Genomic DNA, 12,210 nt, shown 5'->3' with positions numbered 1-12,210 from the left:
TCGCCCTTCTTCTTACGATAAGTCAACATCGAATCACTACGTTCTTCGTGTTTCCTTTATCACGTTTAACGGGCAGTAATTATTGCTAATTGCATAAAGTAAGGATATTAACTGCCCGTAAAAAACCTGATCGACTAAACTAACCATCAGGAAGAAAACCTCTCCTGATGGAAGGTTCGTCTTATCTCGTACGAAGTGCTCCGAAGTACAGGATGTACAAGTGCCGAAATTGCCACAGGACGTGGCGTACTTATTCGGCCAGTTCATATGCAGCAGCTAATCTGGCGTTTCCGCTTTTCTTTTTTAACTATCGCTTTTAAAAATTATTATGTTATAGTAAAATGTCAGTAGTCAAGGAGCAATACCGAAGGGGGAAAACTCATGTCCATTGAACTCAAAACAAATTTCGGACAAATAGATATTTCAACAGAAGTAATAGCTACTATTGCAGGTGGAGCAGCAATTGACTGTTACGGTATTGTTGGAATGGCTTCTAAGAATCAAATTAAAGACGGCCTGACTGATATTTTACGTAAGGAAAACTTTACGCGTGGAGTAATTGTTCGAAAAGTAAATGAAGAAGTGCATATTGATATGTACATCATAGTTAGCTATGGGACGAAAATCTCCGAGGTAGCGCATAATGTTCAATCAAAAGTGAAATATACACTTAATAAGACGGTTGGGCTTGCTGTTGACTCGGTTAATATTTACGTTCAAGGAGTTCGGGTAACGAATCCCTAGTGAGGAGGAAACATTGTGTCAATTACAGTTTTAGAAGGAAAGCGTTTTGCCCAAATGGTTATTCAAGGAGCAAACCATTTATCCTCTAATGCTAAATATGTAGATGCATTAAATGTTTTTCCTGTGCCTGATGGCGATACTGGGACAAATATGAATTTGTCGATGACATCTGGTGCTAAGGAAGTTCAAAATAATATTCAATCACATATCGGAAAGGTAGGCCAATCGCTTTCTAGAGGTTTGCTGATGGGAGCAAGGGGAAATTCAGGTGTTATTCTTTCTCAATTGTTTCGTGGATTTTCAAAGTTCATTGAACAGAAAGAAAGCATATCTGGAAAAGACTTTGCAAATGCTTTGCAATTTGGGGTTGAAACTGCATATAAAGCAGTAATGAAGCCAGTAGAGGGAACGATTTTAACAGTAGCAAAGGATGCTGCTAAAAAAGGTGTTCTATCAGCGGAAAATAATGACGATATTATAATGATTATGGAAGATGTAGTAAAAGAAGCAAATGCTTCGTTAAGCAGAACGCCTAATTTATTGCCAGTGCTAAAAGAAGTGGGAGTAGTAGACAGCGGTGGTCAAGGCCTTGTATTTGTATATGAAGGTTTTCTTGCGGAGCTTAAAGGGGAACAGCTGCCAGATACAGTGAAAGCGGTTGTATCCATGAATGAGCTTGTTAATGCTGAACATCATAAAAATGTTCACAGCTACATCAATACGGAAGATATTGAATTTGGATATTGTACAGAGTTTATGGTTCGTCTTGAAATAGACAAACTAGAAAATAGAGCCTTTTCAGAAGAGGATTTTAGACAACAATTAAGTCAATATGGAGATTCTTTATTAGTCATCGCAGATGATGAGCTTGTTAAAATACATATTCACTCAAATCAACCTGGAGAAGTATTGACTTTTGGTCAAAGCTACGGCAGCTTAGTTAAAATGAAAATTGAAAATATGCGGGAACAGCACAGCAGCTTAGTGGAAGGTGGAGAAAAAGAATCCTTTGATTCAACACCTGTATCAATAGATAATAAACCAAAAGAGTACGGCATTGTTTCAGTTTCCATGGGGAGTGGAATTGCAGAGCTTTTCCGCAGCATAGGTGCTGATAGTGTTATTGAAGGCGGACAAACAATGAATCCAAGTACAGAGGATATTGTTAAAGCGATTCAAAATGTCAACGCAAAAAAAGTATTTATTTTGCCAAATAATAAAAATATTATTATGGCAGCCGAACAAGCAGTTGATGTATTAGGAGAAAACGTTGTCGTTATACCGTCAAAAACGGTTCCTCAAGGCATGGCTGCATTGCTTGCCTTTAATCCATCGAATAAGTTGGATGGCAATACAAAAAGTATGACATCTGCTATGGATCATGTGAAAACTGGTCAAATAACCTATGCGGTAAGAGATACAAATATTGATGGTCTTCAAATTGTAAATGGAGACTTCATGGGCATTTCGGACGGTAAAATAGTGGTGAAAAGCAAAGAAAAGCTAGAAACTGCCAAAAATTTATTAACAAAAATGCTGGATGAGGATGCAGAAATTTTAACGATAATCAAAGGGGAAGATGCATCTGACGAAGAAGTAGAAACACTTGCTGCCTTTGTTGAAGAGGAATTTGATTATGTAGAAGTGGAAGTTCATGATGGCAAACAGCCATTATATGCTTTTATTTTTTCAATAGAATAATCTTGGAGAAGAAACTGTATGCTGTCGTAAAAGAAAGCATACAGTTTTTTTTATTGACAATGAAAATATAATAGGGAAAAAGGAAATACATTTCCTTACAGAGTGAAGAAAAAGTAGTATTTGCACAAACAGCAGGATGATTGAGACTTGAAGGATGCAAGTCAATTGACGAAGACATAAGGCAGTAAAGAAGTTAGTCGATTTTCTTTGATTGCGTACTTAGTCAACCATCTTCTATTACTAGGTAATTAGCATCCGAATAAGGAGAACAGCGAAGAAATCGAGCGTTTGTCGACAGCCTGAAAAGAAATAAATTGCATGAACAAATAGACAAAAGAAAGAAGTAAAATAAGATAGGCATATGGTATGATTAAAGGAAAAGAAATGATAAAGTGAACCTTTTCCATCAATGGGGGTTTTCTTCATCCCCCACTGATGAAAAGCTTGCGTTCCAAAGGATGTGGATCACACAAACGTTGCCACATGAAGTGGCGACTTTAGTTTGTGTACCTAATATCGGACCTTTACGGGCCGTTATCCCCATCTTACTTCCTCGATTTCACAGCATTTTAAGGTGGAGGGTGTACTGCTCGTTAAGAGTGGGATAAATTAGCTCCATTAAATTAGAATAGTCATTACTTTAACTATTGAATGAATTTATATTTATATACTTATTGCTTTTTTATGTAATTTGAACGTTTTTACTTAATGGGAAGGGAGAATAAAAGAAATGAAATTTAAAAGTGTATTTGATATTATTGGTCCCGTTATGATTGGTCCTTCCAGTTCGCACACAGCAGGAGCTGTACGGATTGGCAGGGTGGCTAGAAGTTTGTTTGAAAGACAGCCGAAATGGGCGCATATTCATTTTTATGGCTCCTTTGCTGAAACGTTTAAAGGACATGGAACGGATATTGCCATAATCGGAGGTTTGCTGGATTTTGATACATTTGAGGAAAGAATCAAAAATTCCCTGCAAATTGCACAAGAAAATGGCATGAATGTATCCTTTCATATAGAAGATGCCATCCCGTTGCACCCCAATACAGCAAGAATTCATATTGGGGATGAAAAAGGGGAATTGGAGCTTGTAGGTCTATCTATTGGTGGAGGGAAAATTGAGATTACCGAACTTAACGGGTTTCAACTTAAATTATCAGGCCATCATCCAGCAATTTTGGTAGTGCATAATGATCGTTTTGGTGCGATTGCGAAAGTAAGCAATATATTAGCAAAATATGAAATTAATATCGGTCATATGGAAGTAAGCCGAAAAGAAAAGGGAATGCTTGCATTAATGACAATTGAAGTAGATCAAAATATTGAGGAAGCAATATTAAAAGAAATAGAAAAATTGGATTCTATTGAAAAAGTAACAAGAATTGTTGAGTAAGTCTTGCTAGGAGGGATAGATATGTTTCGTAATGTGGCAGAATTAGTAGAAGAGGCAAAAAAGAAAAGATTGCCAATATCTGAATTAATGATACTGCAGGAGATGGAAGCAACCGGGAAAGAAAGAAGAGAGATTATTGCACAAATGGATATTAATTTAAGCGTTATGGAACAAGCGGTAGAACGGGGGTTAAATGGTGTGCACTCTTATTCTGGGTTGACAGGCGGAGATGCTGTACTGCTTCAAAGTTATATCGAAAAAGGAAATTACATTTCTGGAGAAGTGATATTGGATGCAGTGAGCAAAGCTGTTGCGACGAATGAGGTGAATGCAGCGATGGGAACTATTTGCGCGACCCCAACCGCTGGATCAGCAGGAGTAGTGCCAGGCACTTTATTTGCAGTGAAAAATAAATTAAATCCAACAAGAGAACAGATGGTGGCATTTCTATTTACGGCAGGAGCATTTGGATTAGTTGTTGCAAATAATGCAAGCATTTCTGGAGCAGAAGGGGGCTGTCAGGCAGAAGTTGGATCAGCTGCCGGCATGGCGTCAGCTGCTATTGTGGAGATGGCAGGGGGAACTCCAGAGCAAAGTGCTAATGCAATGGCCATTACATTAAAAAATATGCTTGGATTAGTTTGTGATCCGGTTGCTGGGTTAGTAGAAGTACCGTGTGTAAAAAGAAATGCAATGGGAGCGGCTAATGCGATGATTGCTGCAGATATGGCCCTTGCAGGTATTACGAGCCGAATACCTTGTGATGAAGTGATTGACAGCATGTACCGGATTGGATTGTCGATGCCTGCTGCGTTAAAAGAAACAGCGCAAGGCGGATTGGCAGCAACACCAACTGCACGCAGATTAGAAGCAGAAATCTTTGGGAAAGCAGTGCAGTAAAGTGAATGACGTATTGAATCAAACAATAGACAATATAAAAGGCATCGGTTCAGAAACAAAAAAACAATTAGAAGATATGAACATTCAGACGATACATGATCTGCTTGAATACTTTCCGTATCGATACGAAGACTACCGACTGCGCAGCCTAGAAGAGATTAAACATGAAGAAAAGGTGACGGTAGAAGGGAAGATTCATAGTGAACCGTCCCTCGTTTTTTACGGGAAAAAGCGATCAAGATTAACAATTAAACTATTAGTGGAGAATTATTTAATCAGTGTTGTGTTTTTTAATCAGCATTATTTAAAAAGTAAACTTGCCGTTAATCAAATTGTTACGGTAACTGGAAAGTGGGACCAGCATAGGCAGACAATTAGTGCAAACCATTTGCAAATTGGCAGCAATCAAAAAGCCCAGGACTTTGAACCGGTATATACAGTAAAAGGAAATATTACGGTTAAGGGATTAAGAAAGTTTATTTCTATCGCTTTATCACAATATAAAGACAGCATTGAAGAAATATTTCCAGATTCTTTATTATCTAAATATCGTCTCCTTCCAAGAAAAGAGGCTCTACATACGATTCATTTTCCAGCAAGCAGAGAAGAATTAAAACAAGCTAGGCGCCGTTTTGTTTATGAAGAATTTTTGCTGTTTCAATTGAAAATGCAGGCATTGAGAAAATATGAACGGGAGCACTCCCGAGGAATCATACAGCAATATAAATTAGAACTATTAAAAGAGTTTATTGATAGCCTGCCATTTCCGTTAACGAATGCGCAAAAAAGAGTTGTAAATGAAATCTTAAAAGATATGAAAAGTCCTTTTCGGATGAATCGACTTTTACAAGGGGATGTTGGTTCAGGAAAAACAGTTGTTGCAGCAATTGTTCTCTATGCTACTATTCTTTCCGGCAATCAAGGGGCATTAATGGTCCCAACGGAAATTTTGGCAGAACAGCATGCAGATTCATTGCAAAAAATGTTTGAGCCTTTTGGCATTGTATGTGCCTTATTAACAAGTTCAGTAAAAGGCAAAAAAAGAAAAGCTTTATTGCAAGCGTTGAAAGAAGGTAATATTCACGTGTTAATTGGTACACACGCCCTTATTCAAGAGGAAGTGGTATTTCAATCATTGGGATTGGTTATTACCGATGAGCAGCATCGCTTTGGGGTGAATCAGCGAAGGGTGCTCCGGGAAAAAGGAGAAAATCCAGATGTCCTCTTTATGACAGCAACCCCTATTCCGCGAACACTTGCTATCACGGTATTTGGGGAGATGGATGTCAGCATCATTGATGAAATGCCCGCAGGAAGAAAAAGCATTGAAACATACTGGGCTAAACATGAAATGCTGACTAGGATTTTGCAATTTATGGAGAAGGAACTTTCCCAGGGGCGGCAAAGCTATGTCATTTGCCCCCTTATCGAAGAATCAGAAAAACTCGATGTTCAAAATGCATTGGATGTACATGCATCCCTTTCAACTTTTTTTCAAAACCGCTACGAAGTGGGACTAATGCATGGAAAACTGCATCCCGATGAAAAAGACGACATAATGAAGAGGTTCAGCAGCAATACGATTCAAATACTTGTCAGCACAACGGTAGTGGAAGTTGGCGTAAATGTGCCAAATGCTACCTTTATGCTGATTTATGATGCAGAACGATTCGGGTTATCCCAGCTTCACCAGCTTCGCGGACGAGTAGGACGTGGAGATGTCCAGTCGTATTGTGTTTTAATGGCAGATCCAAAAACAGATGTCGGCAAAGAACGAATGAAAATTATGACCGAAACAAATGATGGATTTGTACTCAGTGAAAAAGACTTAGAACTGAGAGGACCTGGGGATTTTTTCGGCAAAAAACAAAGTGGACTGCCAGAATTTAAGATGGCAGATATGGTTCATGATTATCGAGTTTTAGAAACTGCCAGAAATGATGCAGCAATGCTCATTCAGTCATCAGCATTTTGGGAGGGGGCTGAATATAAGCATCTGCGGAAATTATTGACAGAAACAGGCGTATTTACTGGAGAAAAATTAGATTAATATACATGGATGAAACGAATAGAAAACAGATGCCTTCCGCTTTTCTTGTTGTCCAGCAGAAGGCGCCCAGCGGCTAATGAACTTCACACTTCTCCTTACGATAAGTCAACATCGAATCACTACGTTCTTGTGTTTCCTTTATCACGTTTAACGGGCAGTAATCTAGTGCTAAATAAATGGATGAAGGTTAAAAAACTGCCCGTAAAAACCTGATCGGCTCAACTAACCATCAGGAAAGAGCACCCTGATGGAAGGTTCGCCTTATCTCATACGAAGTGCTCCGATGTACAGGATGTACAAGTGCCGATGTTGCTACAGGACGTAGCGTTCTTAATCGGCCAGTTCATACGCCGCTAAACGGGCGTCTTCCGCTTTTCTGTGTAGAGGCAAACTTCAACTTGCAATCTACTTTTTTTTTTTATATACTACTATTAGTACCTAGTCTTAATATCATGGACGGTGATGCAAATGAGAAGAAATAAAAAGGAACGTCAGCAGCTCCTGCTTGGAACAATAAAGGAGACTCCTTTTATTACAGATGAAGATTTGGCAGAAAAGTTCTCTGTTAGTGTGCAAACCATTCGCCTTGATCGTTTGGAATTATCGATTCCTGAATTAAGAGAACGGATTAAAAATGTTGCAGAAAAAACATTCGACGATGAAGTGAAGTCATTGCCACTAGAGGAAGTAATAGGAGAAATCATCGATATGGATTTAGACAGGTCAGCTATTTCCATATTTGAAGTAAATAAAGAACATGTTTTTAAGCGTAACGGCATCGCGAGAGGACATTATTTATTTGCACAAGCAAATTCATTGGCTGTAGCACTTATTAACGTGGATTTTGCCCTTACTGCAAAAGCGAATATTCATTTTACACGATCTGTTAAATTGGGAGATCGAATCATAGCAAAAGCAAAAGTGGTTAAAATAGATGCAGAGAATGGCAGAACATTTGTAGAGGTAAATAGTTTTGTTAACTCAGAACGAGTCTTTAAAGGCGAGTTTGAAATGTATCGTGCAAAAAATAATGGTTAACAGGAGATACGGATATGAAAATTGCAATAGATGCAATGGGTGGAGATCACGCACCGAAAGAAATAGTTTTAGGAGCGGAAAAAGCGGTCCAGGCATTTAATGATTTGGAGCTTATTCTCGTAGGGGACGAAAACCAAATCCAAACTTATTTAACGAACAGGGAAAGAATCCAAATCATTCATACGGATGAAAAAATCCTTTCAACAGATGAGCCGGTGCGTGCCGTCCGCAAAAAAAAGAATGCAAGCATGGTGCTTGGCGCTAATCAAGTAAAAGAAGGAAAAGCAGATGCCTTTATTTCTGCTGGGAATACAGGTGCCTTAATGGCTGCAGGACTATTTATCATTGGAAGAATTGATGGAATTGAGCGTCCAGCCCTTTCCCCTACCTTGCCAACAATTTCCGGAGATGGATTTTTATTATTAGATGTTGGTGCCAATGTAGATGCTAAAGCCAATCATTTGGAACAATATGCAATAATGGGAAGTATTTATACTGAAAAAGTTCTGGGCATTGAAAATCCAAGAGTTGGATTATTGAATATTGGAACAGAAGAGACTAAAGGAAATGAATTAACGAAAAAAACATTTGAACTTTTACAGCAAAACAACCATATTCATTTTATCGGAAATGTGGAAGCAAGAGAGTTGTTGGATGGAATTTGCGATGTTGTTGTAACAGACGGTTTTACTGGGAATATGGTATTAAAGACGATAGAAGGAACGGCTTTATCCATGTTTAAAATGTTAAAATCCGCGCTTACAAGCAATCTGAAAACAAAGCTTGCTGCAGGTATTTTAAAACCGAATTTAAAAGAGCTCCGGAATAAGCTTGATTATTCCGAATATGGCGGTGCTGCGCTGTTCGGTTTAAAGGCGCCTGTTATTAAAGCGCATGGTTCTTCTGACAGCAATGCGATTTATAATGCCATCAGACAGGCAAGAGAAGTCGTACAGTCTGAAGTAATCAATACAATTAAATCAGCAGTTGAGATTAAAAAAACAAAAATATAGAAGATTGAAAAATATTATTTCAAATTTTTACATACTATAGCATATCTTTTAAGGTAGAAGCAGGATCAGTAAAAGGATAGAAGAAAGGACGTATCTTATTTATGGGTAAAATTGCATTTGTATTTCCAGGTCAAGGTTCTCAAACAGTCGGAATGGGAAAAGAGTTGGCTGAACATTATGAAGCAGCATCATCTCTTTTTAAAAAAGCAGATGAGAAGCTGAATTTTCCGTTAAGCCAATTGATTTTCGAAGGTCCAAAAGAAGAATTGACATTAACGTATAATACACAGCCAGCGCTTTTAACGACAAGCATGGCGCTACTTGAGCATTTTAAACAATATGGCGTAAAAGCAGATTATGTTGCAGGACATAGCTTGGGAGAATACTCTGCACTTGTGGCAAGTGGTGTTTTGACTTTTGAAGATGCGGTGTATGCGGTGCGTAAACGTGGTGAATATATGCAAGAAGCAGTGCCGGCAGGAGAAGGTGCAATGGCTGCCGTTTTAGGATTAGATCGAAAAATTTTAGCAGAAGTAACGGAGGCTGTTACAAAAGAAGGACATTCTGTACAGTTGGCAAATTTAAATTGTCCTGGACAAATCGTTATTTCTGGTACAGCAAAAGGAATTGAATATGCTTGTGAAAGGGCAAAAGAAGCCGGCGCTAAAAGGGCAATTCCTTTAGACGTAAGCGGACCGTTTCATTCGGAACTAATGAAACCTGCTGCAGATAAATTTTCGGAATGTTTAGAGGCGATAAGCATGGAGGATGCAAAGATTCCTGTTATTGCGAACGTCTCTGCAGATACGGTGGAACAAAAGGAGACGATACAGAAACTTTTAATTGAACAATTGTATTCCTCCGTATTATGGGAAGACTCTGTGAATAAAATGGTAGAATTAGGTGTGGATACATTTGTTGAAATCGGACCAGGCAAGGTGTTGGCAGGGTTAGTGAAAAAGATTAATCGAAATGTGCGGATTTTCTCTGTTTATGATGAAGAAACGAGCAAATCAGCTGCTGCTGCAATAAAGGAGGGAAATTAAGATGAAATTAGCTGGGAAAACAGCATTAGTAACAGGTGCCTCTAGAGGCATCGGCAAGTCAATCGCATTAGAGCTTGCAAAACAAGGTGCTAATATCGCTGTAAATTATGCTGGAAGTGTCGATCGTGCAAACGAAGTCGTTCAAGAAATAAAAGCAATAGGAAGAGAAGCGATTGCGATACAATGTGATGTATCAAATAGTGATTCTGTTGCAGATATGATTAAGCAAACGCTTGATGCTTTTGGCACGATTGATGTTTTAATAAATAATGCAGGCATTACAAAAGACAATTTATTAATGCGCATGAAGGAATCTGAGTGGGACGATGTAATTAACACGAACCTTAAAGGGGTTTTCCTTTGTACAAAAGCTGTTACCCGTCCAATGATGAAGCAAAGAAAAGGCCGCATTATTAATATTACGTCTATTGTTGGCGTAACTGGAAATCCTGGGCAAGCAAATTATGTTGCAGCAAAAGCAGGAGTAATCGGTTTTACAAAAACAACAGCAAAAGAGCTTGCTCAAAGAAACATTACAGTTAATGCGATTGCACCAGGTTTTATCACTACAGATATGACGGATAAGCTTTCTGATGATGTGAAGCAAGCAATGCTTAGTCAAATTCCTCTAGGAGCCTTTGGAAATCCTGAAGACATTGCAAATGCCGTTGTTTTCTTAGCATCAGATGAAAGTGGGTATATTACTGGCCAAACATTGCATATAGATGGTGGTATGTATATGTAATCATAAAAAGTGGCTTAAATTTCGGTGTTAAGCCATTTTTAATAGAACTGTAAAAAAAAGAGCATTTATTATTTGATAAAAATACTCTATAATGCATTTGAGAGGAGGTGAATAGAAAATGGCAGATGTATTAGAACGTGTAACTAAAATCGTTGTTGATCGTCTTGGTGTAGAAGAATCTGAAGTGAAACTTGAAGCTTCTTTTAAAGATGATTTAGGTGCAGACTCTCTAGATGTAGTAGAACTAGTAATGGAATTAGAAGATGAGTTTGATATGGAGATCTCTGACGACGACGCTGAAAAGATTGCTACAGTAGGTGACGCTGTTAATTACATAAGTAATCGTTAAGTCGCAACTTTAAAGCTCCGTTTACAGCGGAGCTTTCAGTGTGTAGTTAATGTGAATTTTAATCACTTTTCAGAAAGTCTGACAAGGTGTTGATTATCCTTCGCAAGAATGATGATACAGTGAACCTTCCATCAGTGGGGGGCTTCATCCCACACTGATGGAAAGCTTGCGGTTCACAGGATGTGGATCACACAAACGTTGCCACAGGAAGTGGCGACATTAGTTTGTGTACCTCCCTCGGACCTTTACGGGCAGTTATCCCACACCTAGCTTCCTTGATTTCTCAGCATCTTGAGGTGAAGGCTTACTGCACGTTAAGAGTGGGATAAACGCTTGGAAAGAAAAAACTTTCCAAGTTTCTTTGCGTTTTTTATGTTTTATACTTAAACTTGAAATGGATATGCAAACTTAGGGCTAAGGTGGAGGCAAAATGCGAGGCAGTGGAAAAGAAAAAAGAACAATTCGTCCAAATGATAAAAAAATAAAAGAATTACAACAAAAAATTGACATTCCTTTTAAGAATGAAAAATTATTAAAACAAGCTTTTACCCATTCATCATATGTGAATGAGCATCGTAGAAAACCGCATGAAGATAACGAAAGACTTGAATTTCTAGGAGATGCAGTGTTAGAACTGACTGTTTCACAATTCCTGTTTAAGAAATATCCAATGATGAGCGAAGGAGAATTAACAAAGCTGCGGGCTGCCATAGTATGCGAACCATCTCTTGTTACCTTTGCAAATGAACTGTCTTTTGGCAGTTTTGTATTGTTGGGAAAAGGAGAAGAAATGACTGGCGGCAGAACAAGACCTGCATTGCTGGCAGATGTTTTTGAAGCATTTATTGGTTCTCTTTATTTAGATCAAGGAATGGAAACAGTAATAAATTTTTTAGAGAAAGTCATTTTTCCGAAAATAAATGCCGGTGCTTTTTCTCATGTGATGGATTTTAAAAGTCAACTTCAAGAATATGTACAGCGGGATGCTTTTGGTATTATTGAATATCGAATATTAATGGAAAAAGGACCAGCGCATAACAGAGAATTTGTTTCCCAAGTATTTTTAAACAGCAAAGAACTTGGAACTGGTACAGGACGTTCAAAAAAAGAAGCAGAACAGCACGCGGCTCAAATGGCTTTATCCATGCTGAAAACGGAAATTCCGAGCAAAGATAAACCTGCAAAAAAGGAACAAGCGTGCAGAGAAGAGAAAGACAAAAATTTGTAATTC

Annotated in this window: 11 protein-coding genes; all 11 read left to right on the top strand. The window is 38.3% G+C overall.

The features are described 5' to 3' along the window. Window positions 1–381 precede the first annotated feature (381 nt). The gene (locus ACTYBU_RS06995; protein ID WP_445488328.1) at window positions 382–744 is read left to right on the top strand and encodes an Asp23/Gls24 family envelope stress response protein; all 363 of its coding nucleotides are present in this window, start codon (window positions 382–384) and stop codon (window positions 742–744) included. Between the two features lie 15 nt (window positions 745–759). Beyond that, the gene (locus tag ACTYBU_RS06990) at window positions 760–2,445 is read left to right on the top strand and encodes a DAK2 domain-containing protein (RefSeq protein ID WP_445488326.1); all 1,686 of its coding nucleotides are present in this window, start codon (window positions 760–762) and stop codon (window positions 2,443–2,445) included. Between the two features lie 730 nt (window positions 2,446–3,175). Continuing rightward, entirely contained in the window at window positions 3,176–3,838 is a 663-nt protein-coding gene (sdaAB, locus tag ACTYBU_RS06985) for an L-serine ammonia-lyase, iron-sulfur-dependent subunit beta (protein WP_445488324.1), read from the top strand. A 21-nt stretch (window positions 3,839–3,859) separates the two neighbouring features. Further along, window positions 3,860–4,738: an L-serine ammonia-lyase, iron-sulfur-dependent, subunit alpha gene (sdaAA, locus tag ACTYBU_RS06980; protein ID WP_445488322.1), complete on the top strand. Its 879-nt coding sequence runs from the start codon at window positions 3,860–3,862 to the stop codon at window positions 4,736–4,738. A gap of 1 nt (window position 4,739) precedes the next feature. Next, window positions 4,740–6,788 (top strand): ATP-dependent DNA helicase RecG, encoded by a 2,049-nt coding sequence (recG, locus tag ACTYBU_RS06975; protein ID WP_445488320.1) that lies wholly within the window; start codon window positions 4,740–4,742, stop codon window positions 6,786–6,788. A gap of 468 nt (window positions 6,789–7,256) precedes the next feature. Next, a complete protein-coding gene (gene fapR, locus ACTYBU_RS06970; RefSeq protein ID WP_445488318.1) occupies window positions 7,257–7,826 on the top strand; it encodes a transcription factor FapR in 570 nt (189 codons plus the stop codon). A 14-nt stretch (window positions 7,827–7,840) separates the two neighbouring features. Next, window positions 7,841–8,839 carry a phosphate acyltransferase PlsX gene (plsX, locus tag ACTYBU_RS06965; RefSeq protein ID WP_445488316.1) on the top strand — a complete coding sequence of 333 codons (999 nt, stop codon included), beginning with the start codon at window positions 7,841–7,843 and terminating at the stop codon, window positions 8,837–8,839. Between the two features lie 101 nt (window positions 8,840–8,940). Next, a complete protein-coding gene (fabD, locus tag ACTYBU_RS06960; protein ID WP_445488314.1) occupies window positions 8,941–9,885 on the top strand; it encodes an ACP S-malonyltransferase in 945 nt (314 codons plus the stop codon). A 1-nt stretch (window position 9,886) separates the two neighbouring features. Then, complete coding sequence (gene fabG / locus ACTYBU_RS06955) at window positions 9,887–10,630, top strand: 3-oxoacyl-[acyl-carrier-protein] reductase (protein ID WP_445488312.1); 744 nt, start codon at window positions 9,887–9,889, stop codon at window positions 10,628–10,630. A gap of 118 nt (window positions 10,631–10,748) precedes the next feature. Continuing rightward, window positions 10,749–10,979 (top strand): acyl carrier protein, encoded by a 231-nt coding sequence (locus ACTYBU_RS06950; RefSeq protein WP_445488310.1) that lies wholly within the window; start codon window positions 10,749–10,751, stop codon window positions 10,977–10,979. A gap of 430 nt (window positions 10,980–11,409) precedes the next feature. Further along, window positions 11,410–12,207 carry a ribonuclease III gene (gene rnc, locus ACTYBU_RS06945; RefSeq protein ID WP_445488308.1) on the top strand — a complete coding sequence of 266 codons (798 nt, stop codon included), beginning with the start codon at window positions 11,410–11,412 and terminating at the stop codon, window positions 12,205–12,207. Window positions 12,208–12,210: the final 3 nt, after the last annotated feature.

The organism is Niallia sp. 03133 (genome assembly GCF_052663225.1).
Note: the sequence above shows the minus strand (reverse complement) of the source record. Positions and strands in the feature narration are given on the sequence as shown.

Bases quoted from the DNA above. Each gene is read 5' to 3' on its own strand.
- plsX (WP_445488316.1), top strand. From the start codon at position 7,841: ATGAAAATTGCAATAGATGCAATGGGTGGAGATCACGCACCGAAAGAA.
- sdaAB (WP_445488324.1), top strand. From the start codon at position 3,176: ATGAAATTTAAAAGTGTATTTGATATTATTGGTCCCGTTATGATTGGT.
- ACTYBU_RS06950 (WP_445488310.1), top strand. From the start codon at position 10,749: ATGGCAGATGTATTAGAACGTGTAACTAAAATCGTTGTTGATCGTCTT.
- fabD (WP_445488314.1), top strand. From the start codon at position 8,941: ATGGGTAAAATTGCATTTGTATTTCCAGGTCAAGGTTCTCAAACAGTC.
- rnc (WP_445488308.1), top strand. From the start codon at position 11,410: ATGCGAGGCAGTGGAAAAGAAAAAAGAACAATTCGTCCAAATGATAAA.
- ACTYBU_RS06995 (WP_445488328.1), top strand. From the start codon at position 382: ATGTCCATTGAACTCAAAACAAATTTCGGACAAATAGATATTTCAACA.
- sdaAA (WP_445488322.1), top strand. From the start codon at position 3,860: ATGTTTCGTAATGTGGCAGAATTAGTAGAAGAGGCAAAAAAGAAAAGA.
- fapR (WP_445488318.1), top strand. From the start codon at position 7,257: ATGAGAAGAAATAAAAAGGAACGTCAGCAGCTCCTGCTTGGAACAATA.
- fabG (WP_445488312.1), top strand. From the start codon at position 9,887: ATGAAATTAGCTGGGAAAACAGCATTAGTAACAGGTGCCTCTAGAGGC.